The 16387-nt window shown below is 68.3% G+C and carries 20 protein-coding genes; 7 read left to right on the top strand and 13 right to left on the bottom strand.

Features of this window, described 5'->3' with window-relative positions:
* Positions 1-200: 200 nt before the first annotated feature.
* Complete coding sequence (locus ACFYQQ_RS28915; RefSeq protein ID WP_388905582.1) at positions 201-1169, bottom strand: alcohol dehydrogenase catalytic domain-containing protein; 969 nt, start codon at positions 1167-1169, stop codon at positions 201-203.
* Positions 1170-1630: 461 nt separating this feature from the next.
* Between ACFYQQ_RS28915 and ACFYQQ_RS28910 the strand changes: the two genes are divergently transcribed.
* Both ACFYQQ_RS28910 and ACFYQQ_RS28905 read left to right on the top strand, forming a co-directional pair.
* Positions 1631-2278: an RNA polymerase sigma factor gene (locus ACFYQQ_RS28910; protein WP_356240182.1), complete on the top strand. Its 648-nt coding sequence runs from the start codon at positions 1631-1633 to the stop codon at positions 2276-2278.
* Complete coding sequence (locus tag ACFYQQ_RS28905; protein WP_355791623.1) at positions 2275-3339, top strand: CU044_5270 family protein; 1065 nt, start codon at positions 2275-2277, stop codon at positions 3337-3339. The genes ACFYQQ_RS28910 and ACFYQQ_RS28905 overlap by 4 nt, the downstream gene beginning before the upstream one ends.
* A gap of 221 nt (positions 3340-3560) precedes the next feature.
* Here the strand turns inward: ACFYQQ_RS28905 and ACFYQQ_RS28900 are convergent, their stop codons facing one another.
* Together ACFYQQ_RS28900 and ACFYQQ_RS28895 are read right to left on the bottom strand one after the other, a co-directional pair.
* Entirely contained in the window at positions 3561-4361 is an 801-nt protein-coding gene (locus ACFYQQ_RS28900; protein WP_355791620.1) for a DUF427 domain-containing protein, read from the bottom strand.
* Positions 4362-4641: 280 nt separating this feature from the next.
* Entirely contained in the window at positions 4642-5028 is a 387-nt protein-coding gene (locus ACFYQQ_RS28895; protein WP_355791619.1) for a helix-turn-helix domain-containing protein, read from the bottom strand.
* Between the two features lie 77 nt (positions 5029-5105).
* Between ACFYQQ_RS28895 and ACFYQQ_RS28890 the strand changes: the two genes are divergently transcribed.
* Both ACFYQQ_RS28890 and ACFYQQ_RS28885 read left to right on the top strand, forming a co-directional pair.
* A complete protein-coding gene (locus tag ACFYQQ_RS28890; RefSeq protein ID WP_355791616.1) occupies positions 5106-5516 on the top strand; it encodes a RidA family protein in 411 nt (136 codons plus the stop codon).
* A gap of 138 nt (positions 5517-5654) precedes the next feature.
* Positions 5655-6551: a bestrophin family ion channel gene (locus tag ACFYQQ_RS28885; protein WP_356240179.1), complete on the top strand. Its 897-nt coding sequence runs from the start codon at positions 5655-5657 to the stop codon at positions 6549-6551.
* Positions 6552-6561: 10 nt separating this feature from the next.
* On the opposite strand, the gene ACFYQQ_RS28880 is transcribed toward ACFYQQ_RS28885, so the two are convergent.
* The 3 genes from ACFYQQ_RS28880 to ACFYQQ_RS28870 all read right to left on the bottom strand — a co-directional run bounded on the left by ACFYQQ_RS28880 (position 6562) and on the right by ACFYQQ_RS28870 (position 7472).
* Positions 6562-6693, bottom strand: coding sequence for a hypothetical protein (locus ACFYQQ_RS28880; protein ID WP_355794386.1), 132 nt, complete (start codon positions 6691-6693; stop codon positions 6562-6564).
* A 102-nt stretch (positions 6694-6795) separates the two neighbouring features.
* Positions 6796-7212, bottom strand: a complete 417-nt coding sequence (locus ACFYQQ_RS28875; RefSeq protein WP_355794385.1) for a PIN domain-containing protein — start codon at positions 7210-7212, stop codon at positions 6796-6798.
* A complete protein-coding gene (locus ACFYQQ_RS28870; protein ID WP_355794384.1) occupies positions 7209-7472 on the bottom strand; it encodes a CopG family transcriptional regulator in 264 nt (87 codons plus the stop codon). Before ACFYQQ_RS28870 ends, ACFYQQ_RS28875 begins: the two co-directional genes overlap by 4 nt.
* 330 nt (positions 7473-7802) lie before the next feature.
* On the opposite strand from ACFYQQ_RS28870, the gene ACFYQQ_RS28865 reads away from it, so the two are divergent.
* The 3 genes from ACFYQQ_RS28865 to ACFYQQ_RS28855 all read left to right on the top strand — a co-directional run bounded on the left by ACFYQQ_RS28865 (position 7803) and on the right by ACFYQQ_RS28855 (position 10867).
* Entirely contained in the window at positions 7803-7985 is a 183-nt protein-coding gene (locus tag ACFYQQ_RS28865; RefSeq protein WP_356240176.1) for a hypothetical protein, read from the top strand.
* A 688-nt stretch (positions 7986-8673) separates the two neighbouring features.
* Complete coding sequence (locus ACFYQQ_RS28860) at positions 8674-9747, top strand: right-handed parallel beta-helix repeat-containing protein (RefSeq protein WP_355793938.1); 1074 nt, start codon at positions 8674-8676, stop codon at positions 9745-9747.
* Between the two features lie 91 nt (positions 9748-9838).
* Positions 9839-10867: a methyltransferase gene (locus ACFYQQ_RS28855; RefSeq protein ID WP_355793937.1), complete on the top strand. Its 1029-nt coding sequence runs from the start codon at positions 9839-9841 to the stop codon at positions 10865-10867.
* Between the two features lie 104 nt (positions 10868-10971).
* On the opposite strand, the gene ACFYQQ_RS28850 is transcribed toward ACFYQQ_RS28855, so the two are convergent.
* The 7 genes from ACFYQQ_RS28850 to ACFYQQ_RS28820 all read right to left on the bottom strand — a co-directional run bounded on the left by ACFYQQ_RS28850 (position 10972) and on the right by ACFYQQ_RS28820 (position 16274).
* Positions 10972-11304: a TcmI family type II polyketide cyclase gene (locus tag ACFYQQ_RS28850; protein ID WP_355783899.1), complete on the bottom strand. Its 333-nt coding sequence runs from the start codon at positions 11302-11304 to the stop codon at positions 10972-10974.
* A gap of 21 nt (positions 11305-11325) precedes the next feature.
* Positions 11326-11805 carry an SRPBCC family protein gene (locus tag ACFYQQ_RS28845; RefSeq protein WP_355783897.1) on the bottom strand — a complete coding sequence of 160 codons (480 nt, stop codon included), beginning with the start codon at positions 11803-11805 and terminating at the stop codon, positions 11326-11328.
* A 1-nt stretch (position 11806) separates the two neighbouring features.
* Positions 11807-12061 carry an acyl carrier protein gene (locus tag ACFYQQ_RS28840; protein ID WP_355783894.1) on the bottom strand — a complete coding sequence of 85 codons (255 nt, stop codon included), beginning with the start codon at positions 12059-12061 and terminating at the stop codon, positions 11807-11809.
* A gap of 34 nt (positions 12062-12095) precedes the next feature.
* Entirely contained in the window at positions 12096-13346 is a 1251-nt protein-coding gene (locus tag ACFYQQ_RS28835; RefSeq protein WP_355783891.1) for a ketosynthase chain-length factor, read from the bottom strand.
* Entirely contained in the window at positions 13343-14611 is a 1269-nt protein-coding gene (locus ACFYQQ_RS28830; protein ID WP_355783889.1) for a beta-ketoacyl-[acyl-carrier-protein] synthase family protein, read from the bottom strand. Before ACFYQQ_RS28830 ends, ACFYQQ_RS28835 begins: the two co-directional genes overlap by 4 nt.
* Positions 14608-15051 (bottom strand): cupin domain-containing protein, encoded by a 444-nt coding sequence (locus ACFYQQ_RS28825; protein ID WP_355783886.1) that lies wholly within the window; start codon positions 15049-15051, stop codon positions 14608-14610. The genes ACFYQQ_RS28830 and ACFYQQ_RS28825 overlap by 4 nt, the downstream gene beginning before the upstream one ends.
* 68 nt (positions 15052-15119) lie before the next feature.
* On the bottom strand, positions 15120-16274 hold the full coding sequence (locus ACFYQQ_RS28820; RefSeq protein ID WP_355783884.1) for a SchA/CurD-like domain-containing protein: 1155 nt from the start codon (positions 16272-16274) through the stop codon (positions 15120-15122).
* Between the last annotated feature and the right edge of the window lie 113 nt (positions 16275-16387).

Raw genomic sequence — 16387 nt, 5'->3', positions numbered from 1 at the left:
TGCGTTCACCCGGCCGCCGAGTCACCCTGAAAAAGTGTGCCGTCAAAGCGCACATCGCCCCTGGGGCACCGATAGGGAGAAGGGCGCTCGCGACCGCTCCTGAGCCTGCCGTCCCCAGTGGCTCGTGTCGATGACGCTGCCGCGCGGCATCTTCGTTTGATGCCGGTGCCGTTGTGCAGGCATCTCGACGTTGCTCCGTGTCAGGCTGCTGTCGTGTCGAGGACCACGCGGAAGCGGGCCTGTCCTGAGAGCATCCGCTCGTAGGCTTCGAGTGCCTGGGTGAAGGGCATGACCTCGACGCTGGCGCGGATGTCGTGCGCCAGGCTGAAGTCGAGGTTGTCCTCGTTCTGGATCGAAGACCCCGTCAAGCTGCCGATGACGGAACGCGTCCCGAAGATGAGATCAGTGGTGGCGATCGTCAGCGGGTCGGGCGCTGCACCGACCACGACGAGTTTGCCGTTCGGAGCGAGACCGCGGACCAGCGGGTTCATCGCCGCACCGCTGGAAGCGGTGGCGACGATGACGGATGCGCCGCCGAGTGCCGCAAGTTCCTCTCCGGGGTCGGCGTCGGCGCTGTCGATGTAGATGGCCGCACCCAACTGCCGGGCGTAGGGCGCCTTCTCCCTGCCGCGGGCGATGGCCGCGACACGGTAGCCGAGGCTGCGCGCGTACTGCAGGGCAAGGTGGCCCAGGCCGCCGATGCCCTGGACGGCGACCAGGGCTCCGGGCCTGATCCCGCTCTGCTGAAGCGCGGTGTAGGTGGTCAAGCCGGCGCAGAGCAGGGGAGCGGCGTCAATGGCGGAGATGCCCTCGGGGATGCGCACCAGCCCGCTGGCGCGTGCGTGAGTGACCTCGGCGTATCCACCGTCGATTGTGGTACCGGTCTGCTCCTGGCGGCGGCAGTTGACGAAATCGCCGCGGCGGCACGGTTCGCACTCCCCGCAGTGCCCGTTCAGAAAGCCGACACCGACCCGCTCGCCGGCCTGCCATGCGGTGACGCCGGCCCCGACCGCTTCGATGAACCCGACGATCTCGTGCCCCGGGACGACGGGACGTGAAGGATCTTCACGCAGCCCCTCCACCGCCAGGACGTCCGTGTGGCAGACCCCGCAGGCCTCGACCCGCACACGCACCTGTCCCGGTGCAGGCTCGGTGACCGGACGCTCCACCAACCGCAGATTGCGGGCGCCAGTGGCCTCGAAAGCTCGGTACGTGGACATGGCGGCTCCTGTCTTCGCATGGACCTGCAGCCGGGTGCAGTTGTCGGTGTCCGGCGCGCGGCACTGCTACCAGGACAGCACGCGGAGAGACCCAATGCCTTGGCGAAAAGCTTGGGTGCTCGGTCCCGCTCGGACTGGCTCAATGGCGGGAGCAGAGGCTTCAGGGGGCCTGATTGCAATACGAGGAGTTCCCTGACTGTGCCGCGGCGCAGGAAGGCGGGCGGTCGTCTAGTGGGGTATCTTGCTGCGGCCTATGGCGGTACTCCTCAGCCGTGATACGGCCCCTGGGGGGTGCTGAGTGCTGTCCGTACGCGCGCAGTGTGCGCGTTTTCCACTCACTCGTTGCCGCTCCTGGCAGCCATGTGATGACGGCCACAGGAACTCGGCCTGGGCTTCGGAGAGTAGTAGATGTGACGTACATAGAACCAGCGGAGGTGACGCGTGAACGGGTACGTGCGGGGGACCCCGCGGCGTTCGCCGACCTTTACGAGGAAAACGCGCGTGCTGTCTACAACCATGCGTTGCGGCTGACCGGTAGCTGGTCGGAGGCGGAGGACGTCATGTCCGATACCTTCCTCACCGCGTGGCGCGTGCGGGAGACGGTGGAGCCGGAGGGCGGCTCCCTCACTCCGTGGCTGTTCGGCATCGCCACACACAAGGCGCACAACGCCAACCGCGGGCTGCGGCGGAAGCTGGCCTTCCTTGCGCGCAGCCCAGAGCCCCGCCCCGTCGAGGATTTCGCGGACGAGACGGCGGGCCGGATCGATGATGCCCGCCGCCTGGCCGTCGTCCACGACACCCTGCGGCAACTTCGGCGCCAGGACAGAGAAGTCATCGCCCTGTGCGTGGCGGCCGGCCTGGACTACCAGCAAGCCGCCGAGGCCCTGAACATCCCGGTCGGCACCGTGCGCTCGAGGCTTTCGCGCGCACGCAACCGGCTGGCCAGGCTGAGTGCCGCGCCTGTGCGTGACGGACGAGTGGAACCGGACGGCACTGACGGAGAGGTAAAGAGCGAGCCCGCTTTCGTGGCGCTCTTTCTGCAGGAGGAAACCCGATGAACGCCGACAACCCGAACCTCACAGGCCTCGCCGGGACTGAGGCGGAAGAACTGCTGGCGACCTCGGCTCCTTGGGACCTCTCGCCGAGCCGTCATCTCCACTACAAGGAAGTTCTGATGCAACAGATCTACCAGGACCGGATCGCCGGCACCCGGACGTCGACAGCACATGCCGGCCACCGCATACTCCGTCCGGCGATGATCCTGCCTGTGGCGGCTGCACTGACCGGGGTGCTGGTCGTCACCGCATCCGGAGGCGACGGCGCCTCCACTCCGGGGCAGCCCAGCTCTGCTGCCGGGCAGTCGGCCAAGGACAACCGCGCGTCGGCCACCCTCGACCGGATCGCCGCCGCCGCCATGTCACGAGACGTCAAGCCGGTGGAAGACGACCAGCTCGTGTACTCCGAGAGCTTGGTCCGCGAGAACACGGGCGCTTTGAACGGACCGGTCCGGCTCGGGGCGCCGCACAAGAACGAGACCTGGACCGTCCAGGGCCCCGGCCCTACGACCAGGACAGGCTGGCTCCGCGCGTCGGGGAAGGACGCTGTGATGCCAGGCCAGCGCATTCCCGTCGTCAGCTCCACGCCCGTGCACGTCGGCCTGGACCACCCCACTTACAAGTGGCTGGCCTCACTCCCCGCAGATCCGGAAGCCCTGCGTTCACAGCTCTACGCGCAGACCGAGCCATGGGGAAGCCTCTCGCAGGACGAGACGGTTTTCAGGAACGTAGGCGAGCTGCTGCGCTCGACGATCATGCCTCCGGCCACCGCCTCGGCCTTGTACAAGGTCGTCGAGAAGATCCCCGGGGTCACCGTGGTCCACGACACGGTGGACGCGGCAGGCCGTCACGGCATCGGCATCACCCGCAAGGACCCGGGCTCCTCCACCCGGGACGAGTGGATCTTCAACAAGCGGACCCTCGCCTATCTCGGCTCGCGGTCCTACATGACCGCGAAGAAGGGCACGGGCGGCACCGCTGAAACGCTGTACGGCATCGAAGCAGTCGTGAAGCGCGGAGTCGTCGACAGCCCCGGCGAGATCCCTGCCGGAACCGCAGGCTGACCCCCGTCGGCATCGGCAGGCGCCCGCTCCGCGGGAGTCTGCCGGTCCGGCGGGCGAGGTGCGCTCAACTGGGCGAATCGGGAGTCTTGCTCGCTCGCTCAGGAGCGCGGTCCACAGCAGGCCCGGGGGGGGGCTTAGAACCTCCGGGAGCAATGCGGATCGGAGTGCTGTGACGCCGCCTCTTCACGGGAGGACTCGATCTGGTGGTGGCACGAGGGGCTTCACCACAGCAGGGTGCCCGGCCCGCCCTTGAACGGCCCGCGCACCTCCGAGGTGATCCACCCGCCGTAGAAGTCGCCCTCCTGCGCCCTGACGTCCTCACCGGCGACCGTGCAGCGGTCCATACAGCTCGGGTAGAAGGCGACATGGTCCGTCAGGGCCGCGAAGTCGGGTTCGGGAGAGGGATAGCTCCAGGCGGCGCCGGCACGTACGTCGTCGCCCACGACGACGTCCCAGTACCGGGCCGAGCCCTTCCACTCGCACCAGGTCCGACCCGAAAGCGCCGGGACCAGCAACTCCGTACGGACGTCCCCTGGAGGGAGGTAGAACACCGGCGGATGACTGGTCTCCAGGACCCGGACGGACTTGCGGGTCTCCGCCACCACCTGGCCCGCGCACTCGACCCGCACGACGCGGTCGTCCTCCTGTACGGCGGGCGGACGCGGGTAGTCCCAGACGGACTCCGGTGGCCGTGGGGCGGAACGCGGCACGGGCCGTTCCGCCACCGGATCCAGGTACACCTCGTCCTCGTAGCACCAGGCCCACTCCTGGCCGCGACCCAGGGCGCGCGCGACCGAGTGGCCGCTGGAGTCGAAGTGCGCCGTGGCGTGAGCGCCAGGGGAGCTGTCGCTGCAGCCCACATGGCCGCAGGTCAGGCAGAGCAGCAGGTCGGCCGGCGCACGATCGCCCGCCGTGCACGCCGTGCATGTCTCACTCAGCGGCGCCGGCTCGGCCGTCCAGGTGTGAGAACAGGCCCGCCCCGAGGGCCGCCCGCCGTCGTGCCGGGGCACCCACTTCGTCATCGGTGATCACCATCCGGTGCAGTACCGTCCACGATTTTCCTCCTCCGCCGTCCCTCGTCTCACCCCCTTGCTTCACCCCCGCCCCGCGCGGGGGATGCAGGCGGCCGGAAAGCGCGCAACCTGTTCAGCGGCGCCGGCGAGTGCCCTCGCGTCGGCCCCGTTGCGAAGCCCGCCGCCCGGCCGGCCAGGAGCTTGAGCCGGTCCCCGTCGTGGCCCGCGTGACTCAAATCCCGCCACCGCGGATGGCGCCGGCCTCCTGCCGGAACGACTCTCACTGCCCTTACGTGGCGGCAGTTGCCGCCTCCTCTTCTTGCTGTGTGTCGAATTTCTGGCGTGCTCGCTCGATGGCGGGCATGTTCTGCGAGGCCCACGCCAGCAACACGTCGATGGGGTGTCGCAGGGTCTTGCCGAGCGGGGTGATCCGGTAGCGGACCGCTACCGGGCGGGTGGAGACGACCTCGCGTTCGATCACGCCATTGCGTTCGAGGCGTCGTAGCGTCGCTGTCAGCGATTTCTGTGTGACCTGGGGGATGGCTCGGCGCAACTCGTTGAAACGGCACGGGCGCTCGCAGAGTTCGTTGAGGACGCTGAGCGACCACTTGTCGAGAATTTGGTCGAGCAGGTCTCGGTGCGGGGCATCAATGCGCAGTTCGTCGGGGGTATCCATGGCGAAACCTGGTCTCGTTGAAGTGTCCTTCATCTACTAGGTAGCGTACAGATACCTAATGCGGAGGAGAGACCATCATGACTGTCCAGCACTTCACGCCTGAGGGCATGCTGCAGCCGACCCCCTACCATCACGTTGCCGTCGGCACCGGCACAACCCACGTCCACGTCAGTGGCCAGATCGCACGTCAGGCGGACGGAACCGCGGTGGCGCCCGGTGATCTGACCGGGCAGGTCGCGCAGGCGCTGCGCAATACCGCCATCGGCCTGCACGGTGCGGGCGCGTCGTTCGCAGACGTGCTGCGTCTGACCTTCTACGTGACCCAGTGGAGCCCGGAGAAGATCGGCGACTTCATGGCCGGCGTAGAGACCGTCGCCGACGAGATCGGCCTGCCGCTTCCCATGCCCCCGGCCTCCCTCATCGGTGTCGACCACCTCTTCGAACCAGACGTTCTCGTCGAGGTCGAGGCGACCGCCCTTCTGGACTGAAGCCCGGCAGGAGAGCTGCGCCGTCTGCTGAAGACGGCCCGCCACATCCCAAGTAGTGCCGTTATGAGCGGGTTTTCCCTAACTGACGCATAGCCTGACGTGATGATCGTGAAGGGATCTCTCAGCCTCCGCAGGCTTGTGCCTTACGTATGGCTGGACCTGCTGCTCGGCGCGATCTGCGCCACAGCCGCGTACCTCCTGGTCGTCGTGGCGGGCATCCCGTGGCTCGCCCTGCCCTCCCTGGTGGCCACGGTCCTCGGTGCCGCTCTGGCCATTCTTCTGGCGTTCCGCGCGAACACCGCCTATCAGCGCTGGTGGGAAGCGAGCACCATCTGGGCCCAGATCACCGCCCTTTCGCGCACCCTGATCCGCGTCGCCCGCTCACTCGCCGACGCGAAGGTGGCCCAAGGTTCCGCCACGCCGGACTCCGTCCAGGCCTGGCAACGAGACCTGGCCATGCGGCAGGCGGCCTGGGCGCACTGCCTGGCCCGCAGGCTGCGCCGCCAAGACGCCACCGAGGAACTCTCCCGTCTCCTGCCCGCAGATGAGGCGGACCTCGTCGGGGCCGCTGACAACGGGCCCGCTGTCCTGGTCCGGCTGCAGAGCAAGGCCATCTTCGGCGGCTACGCGTCCGGGATTCTCACCGGGCTGGACAACTTCCAACTGGAGACTGCGCTGGCCGGACTGTCCGTCCAGCAGGCGCTCGCGGAGCGCATGAGCACCACTCCCATCCCCCGACCGCACGACTACCTCAGCCGCACGTTCGTGCACTGTTACGTCGTGGTCTTCCCGTTCGCGGCCATCAGCGTCGTGCAGGCCTACGAGTGGCTGGTGATTCCCTCCACGCTCCTGATCGCCCTGTACTTCCGGCTGATCGAACGGGCCGGCGCCACCAACGAGGAACCGTTCGCCAATCGAGTCCAAGACGTTCCCATCACCGCTCTGGCCATCAACCTCGAACGTGATCTGCTCGAACTCATCGACGTCCCGGACCGCCCGGCACAGCCCGTTCCCGTCGACGGCTACCTGTGGTGACGGTAAGCCGCTACTGACTCCGGCCATCTGTTCTGAGCACGTCGCGACCGCCGGGCAGACGGCGGTCGAACGCATCCACCCCAACGTTGTTGCCGTCGATCTCCGCTTCCCGGGCCTTGAGCGTCGCTTTGCCGCTCTCCATGTTCGCGGTGTTGCGGGTGATCGCCCCTTTGCGGGTAGCGCCGAGACGAAATCGTGCCTGCTTGCCGGAGCGCCGAAGAGGATCGGTACCGCGGAGCCGATGCTAGACCTTGATGACAGTGATACGAGAACCGCACAGGGCGGTTAGATCCTCGGGGTCCGAGGTGAGAACCGTCGTCGGGCCGGGGGCTGCGAGGGCGGTGGCGCCAAGCATGGCGTCGATGGCGTATTTGTGGCCGTGCAGGCTGGCGTCGGCGAGGAGAGCGGCGGCGTGGCGGGCGATGGGTTCGGTGACCGGTTCGATGATGAGGCGGGAGAGGGCCCACTCCAGGGCCGGGCGGTTGATTCGGGGGTGGACCACTTCCACGAGGGTGGCCGCGGAAGTGATCACCCGCAGGTCGTCGGCACGAGCGAGGGCGAGCCAGCCGGTGACGGTGCGGTCGCGAAGGACGGCCTTCGCCAGCCCTTCGCTGCCGAGGACGAGGGTGCCGCCGGAGGCAGCGGCGGCCGAGCGGGTCACGCGGCGCTCGCCCCGTCTTGCGTTTGCTGCTGCCGGGCCTGGTGGAGCTGGTCGCGCAGAGCCTGGATCTCCTCGTCGGTAATGGGCCCGTGCTCGGCCTCGGCGACCTGGATGAGGTCGTTGAGATTATCCCGCTCGATCTGGCGCGCGACGGCGGCGGCGACATAGGCAGACAGCCCCGAAGGGCCGCTGCGGGCCCTGGCAGCCTCGGCGATGTCGCGGGGCATGGTGATTGAGTACTTCCCGGTAGGATCGCTCATCCTACTCATCCTACCTTTGATCCTCCCCGCTTCGGGAGGGGTTTGGACTTCCCGGCGCCGACCGGTACCAAGATTGGACTGTCGATAACGGCATCCGGCATCGAGAAGTCCGCAGTGTCGCCTGCAGATCCTCAATCAGCACGGCCTGTCCAGAGCGCTCTTGCAGCAGATCATCACCGCAAGGCCGGACGGGGGCGCGGCTTGCGCGCAGGCTCTCGGCGACGCCACCCCGGCGCAGCTCAAGGACATCAACAGGTCGCTTCACCGGTCTCGGGTTCGTGCGAGGCGTCACCAAGACCGTTCCGCAAAGCAGCGCAGGCCGCAGTCCGCATGGCCGCCACCATTCGCGCCAGCGCCGCCGCTACGACCGCCCGCGTCCAATCCAAGTCCACGATCAACAACGGCGGCGACAAGAACTTGCATTACAACGCCACGGTCCGCGAGGTCGCCTCCCGCCAGAGCGTCCCCGACGCCCTCGCCATCGCATCGACGACCTGCTCCACCGCACCGTGAAGGTCGGAGGCTGAGAACCGGGCAGGCCGGCAACCCCGATGGAGGCCGATGCGGCAGACGGCCCCCAGGTGCCCGCGAATCCGCCTGGGGCCGCTGTGCGCTTACCGATCAGCGCTCGGGCAGACCTTGTGGTCGGGGTCCCACCAGATCGGATAGAAGATCCGAGGGTTATCGCCGATGAGGACACCCCAGAGACTGCTCAGTCAGAACATCGCGACACCAGAGAGCCCTTCGGTACGCGCACGGTGGGACAGGACCTTCATTCCGTACCGGGCGCTGGCTTCCTGGTGCCACACCCGCGAGGCCCGGATCCGGCACCACGCGACAGTAGCCGGTGGCTGGTCGCCATGATCACCCCTATCCGTCATGGTGTGCTGGAAGCTCGGTCCCTGGATCAGGGCGTACTGACTGGGCGCAGCGTCACAGGCTCGGTCGGGCAATGCGGTTCGCGATGTATGCGGTGTTGCCTCGGCTGGCGCACATGTGTGACCGGCACTCGCCTGCGTGTGGCGCGGGGTGCGTGCTTGGGGTGGCGCCGTTTCGTTGGCGCCGACGAGCCTCAGACAGTTTGCTGTGGCATCCCGGCCGTAGGTGAGCGCCGGGGCGCTTCAGGCGGCACAACGGTAGCCACGCCGCGAATGGTCTACCTCACGGGATTTGCGGTCTTTCGGGGCATATCGTGCACGATATGAAGAAATGTCACATTGCGTATCTGGCATGTACTGCGGCGCTGCTCGGGACGGGCCTCGGCGCCGCACCCTCGGCCGCCGGTCACAGGATCCAGCTGGTGAAGCCGGGGGAGTCCATCCAAAAGGCAGTGGACGCCGCTCGGCCCGGCGACACCGTCCTGCTGGCGCACGGTACCCACCACGGAAGCGTCGACGTGACCACCCCCGGACTCACTCTGCGCGGTATGGGCCGCGGTACGGTCCTTGAACCGGAGACGGGCACGGCCCCCTCCACCAGGTCCGCCGGCAGCTGCGCCGCCGCCGGCAACGGCATCTGCGTCACAGGAACGAAGAACCACGATGTCGACGGGGTCACCATCGCCTCCCTGACGGTGGCCGGCTTCAAGAAGAACGGCGTCTACGCGACCGACGCCGACGGGCTGACCGTACAGAGGGTCACGGCGGTGAACAACGGGGTGTGGGGCATCGCCACGGAACACTCGGCACACGGGGTGTTTCGGGACAACACCGCCCGCAAGAACGGCGACGCAGGCCTCTTCCTCGCCAATACGGTGAAGGAGGAGCAGGGCGCCACCGATACCGGGGGCACGCTGGTGGAGCACAACCAGCTGACGGACAACCGGATCGGCGTCACCATCCGCCGCCTGCGCAATCTGACCGTTGCGGACAATCACCTCGCCGGCAACTGCGTGGGCCTGTTCGTGGTCGGCGACGAGAACAAGCCGAAGGCTGGCCGCGTCACCGTGCAAGACAACCGCATCGTGCGCAACAACAAGTCCTGTCCCAAGACCGCACGCCTTGACGCGCTTCAAGGATCGGGCATCGTCCTAACCGGTACCGACGACAACCTCCTTGTCCACAACGTGATCGAGGACAACGTCGGCACGTCCCCGCTGTCGGGCGGCATCGTGCTGTTCAAGAGTTTCGTGGGCGCGACCAGTGAACGGAATCGCATCAGCGACAACCTGCTGCGGAGAAACTCCCCGGCAGACCTCGTCAACACCGACCCCGGCACGGGCAACACCTTCCAGGAAAACTCCTGCGGCACGTCCCGGCCCGCCGGCTTGTGCTGATCGCGCCTGTCCCCTCAGGAACCCGCCAGTCTCACCTGCAGCCACCTGCCGGTGGCGGTGCACACGACCCAAGAAGGAAGGAAAGCGGCACATGACGACCGCTCAGTCTGCCCCCGCGCCGTCCATGAGACTGCGGGAACTTGCCTTCGGGGCGGCATGTGCCGCCGCCCTGCGCGCAGCTGCCCGGCTGGGCGTCGCCGACGCCCTCGGTGACACCCCTGCGGCCGTGGAGGACATCGCAGCCGCGGTCAAGACCGAAGCCGGCCCCTTGCGGCGGCTCCTGCGGGCGCTGTCCTGCTACGGCGTCTTTGCCGAACACCCGGACGGGACGTTCGCGCACACGGACGTCTCCCGGTTGCTGCGCGAGGACGCCCCAGGCAGCCTTCGCGCCATCACGCTGTGGTGCACCGAGCCGTGGACGTGGGACGTGTGGCCGAAGCTGGATGAGGCGGTGCGCACCGGCCACAACGTCGTGGAGGACCTGTACGGCAAGGAGTTCTTCCCCTATCTCAACGAAGACGCCCCGGAGTCGGCCGACGTCTTCAATCGGGCCATGACGACCTCCAGCGTGCAGTCGGCACGCGAGGTGGCGCAGTTCCTCGACCTGACGGGAAGCACGTCGGTCGCCGACGTCGGCGGCGGTCAGGGGCACGTGGTGGTGAGCCTGCTGGAGAAGTACCCCACGCTGCACGGGACCTTGCTCGATCTGCCCCGGGTGGTGGAGAACGCGGTGCCCAGACTGCGCGCGGGCGGCGACCTGGCGGAGCGGGCGCGTGTGGTACCCGGCGACGTCCGCGAGGGCGTCCCGGTCAAGGCCGACGTCTACGTCATCAAGAACATTCTGGAGTGGGACGACGAGAGCACCGCACGTACGCTGCGCAACGTCTGCGAGTCCGGCGGCGCCGGGGCGCGCGTCGTGGTCATCGAGAACCTCGTCGACGACTCTCCCTCGATGCGCTTCAGCACCGCCATGGACCTGCTGCTGCTCCTCAATGTGGGTGGAGCCAAGCACACGACCCAGAGCATGGTGGACCGGCTGACCGAAGCAGGGCTGGTCATCGACGACATCAGCCCCGTCAACCCCTACCTGCACGCGTTCGACTGCCACGTCCCCGGCTGATCCGGCCACGCCCCGCCGGGTCCGGTGGCCTGGGAACGCAGCCGGGTACCGGCCGCCGGGTCCGCGATGCTGCGGACCCGACGGCCGGTGGGGGAGGGCGACGGTCAGCGGGCCGGCTCCCGTTCCCAGAGGTAGAAGCGCTGCGCCATGGCGTCCTTGGGGGAACGCCAGGTCTCGGGGTCGTACGCGCTGACGTACGCGGCCAGCCGTTCGCTGACGTCCCGGAATTCGGGATGTCCGCTGACTTTGGCGATGGCGGGAGCGGGGTCGCGCTCGGACTCGATCAGGTGCATGTACACATCGCCGAACTGGAAGAGGCTGCGTCGGCGCACACCGATGAGCTGTGGCAGTTCTCCGCGGTCGGACTCGGCGAACACCTTGGCGATGTCGGGTGCCGAACCGGGGGCCATCCGGGCGACGATCAGAGCTTGGTGCATGGGGGTGTCTCTCCGTTTGGCTCAGTCGGTCAGACCGGCGGCCGCACCGTGCTCGGCGGCCATCTTCTCGATGCGGTCGCGGATCAGGTCCAGCTGGATCTTGGAGTTGCGGTTGATGTTGTCGGTCATCCACGCGTCGTCGACCGGAGCCTCCGCTTTCATCGCGAAGTCCTGCGTCCACACCATCCGGGTTCCGCCCGGCACCTGCTCATACCGCCAGTGGATGTCCATGTGAGCGAAGGGGCCGGTCTCGACGCGGCGGGCCCGGACGCTGAGGGTGTCGCGGTCCGGCTCGCGCTCGGAGACCCAGCTCCACACGGTGCCGTTCTCGTCCGGCTGCATCGTCAGCCGGAACGTCGTCTTGCGGCCCTCGCGGGAGAGGATCTCGACCGAGGCGTACTCGCTGAACAACTGCGGCCAGTTCTCCAGGTCGTTGGTCACGTCCCAGACCAGGTCCAAAGGAGCCGCGATGGTGATCTCGTTCTGTGTGTGTCCGGACATCTCACGCTCCTGCCTTGAGGCCGCTGTTGACGAGGTCGAGGAACTCGCGGGGCGTCTTGGAGCGTTCGGCGTCGGTGGGCATCGATGCGCCGTACCGGTTCTCCAGCTCGCCCACGATGCCCAGCAGGCCGAGCGAGTCGACGCCCATGTCCTCGAAGAGCGCTCCGTCGCGGCTGAGTTCCTCCGGGGCGACGGTGGCGCCGGCGCACTTCTTCATGAGCTGGGCCAGTTCTTCCACCGTGATGCGGTCGGTCATGACGATTTCCTTTCCTGTGCTGTATGGCGCCTCCCTACGAGGCGTCGTTGGCGCCGTGCCGCAGCACCAGCGCCGCGTTCGACCCCATGAGTCCCCGGCTCAGGATCAGCGCCGTGCGTACATCGGCGGTCCGGGCCTGGCCGGTCACCAGGTCGAGGTCGTGGCAGACGTCGAAGACGTTGGGAGTGGGCGGGATCAGGCTGTGCTCCATCGAGAGCACCGCCGCCGCGGTGTCCATCAGCGGCGCCGCACAGTAGCTGCGGCCGGTGCCGGTTTTCGGCGCGGTGACGGGCACCTGTGTGCTGTGGGATCCCAGGACGTCGGCGAGCGCCAGGGCCTCCGCGCGGTCCGCCTCGCGGACGCCCAGGGCGTCCGCGAAGACCACGTCGATCTCCTCGGGGACGCAGTCGGCCTCCGCCAGAGCGCCCCGGATGGCCTGGGCGAGCCCTTCCCTGGAGTCCTCCCAGTGCGAGGCTTTCGTGAAGGTGGCTGCGTGCCCGGCCAGGTGGGCGCGTACGCGTGCGCCCCGGGCTCGGGCCGTGTCCGGCGTCTCCACCACCAGCATGGCGCCGCCCTCGGCGGGCACGAAGCCGCAGGCCGCGGACGTGAATGGGCGGTAGGCGCGGGTGGGGTCCTCTTCGGTACTCAGTTCCTGGTAGCCGAGTTGGCAGACCATCGAGTACGGCGCGATGGGGGCTTCGGTCGCTCCCGCCACGATCACGTCGGTGCCGCGTCGCACGGCCCGCGCCGCGTGGGCCAGGGCGTCCAGCCCACCGGCTTCGTCCGCGGCGACGACCGAGCAGGGACCCTTGAATCCGCGCCGGATGGAGATCTGGCCGGTGCTGGCGGCGTAGAACCAGGCGATGGACTGGTAGGGGCCGACGAAGCGGCTGCCTTTGCCCCACAGTTGCTGGAGTTCGCGTTGTCCGAACTCGCCGCCGCCGGAGCCGGCCGCGGTGACCACACCCACCGAGTACGGTGCGGCGTCGGTCTGCGAGCGGTGCAGCTGTGCGTCGTCCAGCGCGAGGTCGGCCGCGGCCAGCGCGTAGTGCGTGAACCGGTCGGTCTGGACCAGGAAACGCTCCTCGACTGTTGTGCTCGGGTCGAAGTCGCGCACTTGGCCCGCCACCCGCAGGGGCAGATCCTCACAGCCCTCGCGGGTGATCCGCTCAAGGACGCTGATGCCCTCACTGGTGGACTTCCAGAACGTGCTGGTACTGGCTCCGTTGGGCGCGATCACACCGATTCCCGTGACGACCGGGCGCCGTGGACGGGATTGGCTCATGGCGTCTTCCCTTTCGGCCGGTTCATGATCACCGCGGACTGGAAGCCGCCGAATCCGCTGCCCACCGAGAGCACGGCGGAGAGCTTGCGCTCGCGTGCCACCCGGGGGACGTAGTCCAGGTCGCATTCGGGGTCGGGTGTCTCGTAGTTCGCGGTCGGCGGCATCACCTGATGGGTGAGGGCCAGCACACAGGCGACGAGCTCGATCGCTCCGATGGCGCCCAGGGAGTGGCCCACCATCGACTTGATGGAACTCATCGGGGTGTCGTAGGCGTGCGGGCCCAGGACCCGTTTCACCGCAGCGGTCTCATGGCGGTCGTTCTGCTTGGTGCCCGACCCGTGCGCGTTGACGTAATGGATGTCGGTGGGATCGAGTCGCGCGCCGTCAAGAGCATCCGTGATGGCCCGGGCCATCTCCAGGCCTTCGCTGGTCAGACCGGTCATGTGGTAGGCGTTGCCGAAAGTGGCGTACCCGCTGAGCTCGCAGTACACGCGGGCACCGCGGGCCCTGGCGTGCTCGAGTTCTTCCAGGACGAGCACGGCGCCGCCCTCGCCCATGACGAACCCGTCACGATCGGCGTCGAAGGGACGCGAGGCGTGGGCGGGGTCGTCGTTGTTCGCCGAGGTGGCTTTGATCGCGTCGAAGCACGCCATGGTGATCGGGGAGATCGGCGAGTCCGAGGCGCCGGCGATGCACACGTCCATCCGGCCCTCCTCCACGGCGTGGAAGGCGTAGCCGACCGCGTCGAGCCCGGAGGTGCAGCCCGTGGAGACGCTCTGCACCGGGCCCTGCGCCCCGAACCGCTGCGCCACCGCCGAGGCGAGTGTGCTGGGTGAGAACGCGCGGTGCAGGTCCGGGCCCGCCTGCTGGGCGTCCACGTCCCAGCGCTTTCCGCCGTGGCTGACCAGGACGTAGTCCTTCTCCAGTCGGGTGGTGCCGCCCACCGCGGTGCCCAGCGACACACCGACGCGCCAGGGGTTCTCGGCGGACAGGTCCAGGCCGGCGTCGCGGACCGCTTCGTCGCCCGCGGCCAGAGCGAACTGGATGTAGCGGTCGTTGCGTTCCACGTCCTGTATGTCCAGGCCGTGCGCTGCGGGATCGAAGTCGCACTCGGCGGCTATCTGTGAACGCAGGCCGGCCGGGTCGAAGAACGTGATGGCCCGGGTTGCTGTGCGACCGGCCGTCAGTAGGTCCCAGAACGCTGGTATGCCGATGCCGCCGGGGGCGACGATGCCTATGCCGGTAACTGCCACTCGCCTGCTCATGAGGTGACCTGACGTCGCTTGGCTGCCTCCGCCCCCGCCGCAGCAGACTGGGCATCGGTTTCCTCGGTGTCCACGTGGCCCAGCGGCGGGCTCGGCGCCAGCGGGCCGAGGTGGAAGACCATCCTGGCCTCTTCGTCACCGACGTTGCGGAAGCGATGGCGCACGTTGACAGGGATCAGCAGGCCCTGCTCGGCCCGCAGCGGGTGCGGCTCACCGTCCAGGTCCACCTCGAGCCGACCGCACACCACGTACACGAACTCCTCGGAGTAGGGGTGGTAGTGCTCACCGATCCGGTCGCCGGGTTCGATCAGGGCCACGCCCATGAACCCACTGGTGGCGCCCACCGCGGTTGGAGTGAGCATGGCGCGCAGGTCACCGCCTCGCCGGCGGTTGGGCTCGACCTCGCTCAGGCTCACGATTCTGGGACGAGATGTGATCACGCGTACCTCCGATGAAGTGCTGCACTGGGCGGGAAAGGCGGCACGGCCTGCTCCGCCCCGGTGACGAATCAGGCGTCGGGCGACCGGCGGTCGGTGACAAGGTCCATGCGCGCCAGTTCGACAGCGCCCCTCAGCAGGTCGTCCGCCGAGGAGGGTGCGGCGGCATCCGTGGTGTCCAGGAGGGTCGTCAGCTCGCTCACCTGTTCCGGGCGGGACAGACCCAGAACCTGGGCGGGGCCGGCGGCCTCGAGCCCGCCCCGTACGTCGATCAGCCGTACGACGACGTCGTCGCGCTGGAAGATCGTGCTGCGCAGGACCGGGTTCTGGGAATCGTCCGCCGCTGCCTCGTCCTGGCGGGCGAGGAGTTCGGCCAGCTTCATGCCGTGCTCGGGCCGGGCGGGGTAGTACAGGGCGTACCGCTCGGTCTGCGCGTCCTGCCGCTCCGCCATCACGTGGTGGACGGCCGGCAGCGCGGCCCGGGTGAAGAACATCCGGGCGGATTCGGGATCGTTGAGGTCCCGGTCCTGCTCCAGGTGGGGATTGATCGCTTCCTCCACCGCCCGCACTTCGGGCTGCCGGGCAACGTGGCGCAGCGCGGCCAGCAGGTCGCCCCGCACCTCGACGGCACGCACCACCCGGTTGCCGTGCATGAACAGCGAGGTGCGGCACAGCCGGGTGGTGTCGTCGACCTGCGGTTCGGGCGACTCGTAGTCGGCGAGGATCTTGGCAACGATCTCCTCGCTGCCCGGCTTGACGGTGAAGGTGAGCGCATGACGGATCACGCCGTCACCGATCCGGGGGGCCGTCTGGAGCCGGCGCTCGGCCGCGTCGGCGCCGGTCGCCGGGCCGCCGGTTTCGCGGACCACGTGGAAGCGCAGGGACCGGGTGTCGCGTACGCAGCTGTGCAGCGGCTCCACCATCCGCACGTGGTCCTCGCTGTTGACCCAGGCGAGGAATGGCGGCGCGCTCTCCCACTCGCTGGTGATGAGCCACTGGGAGGGGTTCTCGATCGACTGGCACAGCTGGTCGCTGACGTGCCCGGGGACGGACGCGACCTGGTTGCACAGCTGCTCGTACGCTTCGAGGAATTCCTGCTGTGCTCCGTCATGGACGTCGACCAGAAGGACGACGCGCAGCCGAGAGCCGTCGAAGACGGACTGGGAGACGTGGTGCGACGTCTGTCGCGCCCGCGAACCTGCAACACGGTCGGACGTGGTGGTCATCCTGCGCGCATCTCCTTCAGTAAGGGGCAAGGGAACGTTGGCCGCAGTGATGCGTCAGCGCTCCTCGATCGTGTGCCTGACTCCGCGCATCGCGCGACTTGGATGAGTACGGC

This window comes from Streptomyces sp. NPDC005496, from assembly GCF_042872045.1.
Lineage (GTDB): Bacteria > Actinomycetota > Actinomycetes > Streptomycetales > Streptomycetaceae > Streptomyces.
The sequence above is the reverse complement of the archived record's forward strand: the minus strand, read 5'-3'. Positions and strand labels throughout refer to the sequence as shown.

Excerpts from the sequence above, each read along its gene's own strand:
- ACFYQQ_RS28835 (WP_355783891.1), bottom strand. The coding sequence starts at position 13,346 with ATGAGCCAATCCCGTCCACGGCGCCCGGTCGTCACGGGAATCGGTGTG.
- ACFYQQ_RS28860 (WP_355793938.1), top strand. The coding sequence starts at position 8,674 with ATGAAGAAATGTCACATTGCGTATCTGGCATGTACTGCGGCGCTGCTC.
- ACFYQQ_RS28895 (WP_355791619.1), bottom strand. The coding sequence starts at position 5,028 with ATGGATACCCCCGACGAACTGCGCATTGATGCCCCGCACCGAGACCTG.
- ACFYQQ_RS28845 (WP_355783897.1), bottom strand. The coding sequence starts at position 11,805 with ATGTCCGGACACACACAGAACGAGATCACCATCGCGGCTCCTTTGGAC.
- ACFYQQ_RS28870 (WP_355794384.1), bottom strand. The coding sequence starts at position 7,472 with ATGAGCGATCCTACCGGGAAGTACTCAATCACCATGCCCCGCGACATC.
- ACFYQQ_RS28820 (WP_355783884.1), bottom strand. The coding sequence starts at position 16,274 with ATGACCACCACGTCCGACCGTGTTGCAGGTTCGCGGGCGCGACAGACG.
- ACFYQQ_RS28840 (WP_355783894.1), bottom strand. The coding sequence starts at position 12,061 with ATGACCGACCGCATCACGGTGGAAGAACTGGCCCAGCTCATGAAGAAG.
- ACFYQQ_RS28900 (WP_355791620.1), bottom strand. The coding sequence starts at position 4,361 with ATGACGAAGTGGGTGCCCCGGCACGACGGCGGGCGGCCCTCGGGGCGG.
- ACFYQQ_RS28850 (WP_355783899.1), bottom strand. The coding sequence starts at position 11,304 with ATGCACCAAGCTCTGATCGTCGCCCGGATGGCCCCCGGTTCGGCACCC.
- ACFYQQ_RS28905 (WP_355791623.1), top strand. The coding sequence starts at position 2,275 with ATGAACGCCGACAACCCGAACCTCACAGGCCTCGCCGGGACTGAGGCG.
- ACFYQQ_RS28890 (WP_355791616.1), top strand. The coding sequence starts at position 5,106 with ATGACTGTCCAGCACTTCACGCCTGAGGGCATGCTGCAGCCGACCCCC.
- ACFYQQ_RS28865 (WP_356240176.1), top strand. The coding sequence starts at position 7,803 with ATGGCCGCCACCATTCGCGCCAGCGCCGCCGCTACGACCGCCCGCGTC.
- ACFYQQ_RS28830 (WP_355783889.1), bottom strand. The coding sequence starts at position 14,611 with ATGAGCAGGCGAGTGGCAGTTACCGGCATAGGCATCGTCGCCCCCGGC.
- ACFYQQ_RS28880 (WP_355794386.1), bottom strand. The coding sequence starts at position 6,693 with ATGGAGAGCGGCAAAGCGACGCTCAAGGCCCGGGAAGCGGAGATCGAC.
- ACFYQQ_RS28855 (WP_355793937.1), top strand. The coding sequence starts at position 9,839 with ATGACGACCGCTCAGTCTGCCCCCGCGCCGTCCATGAGACTGCGGGAA.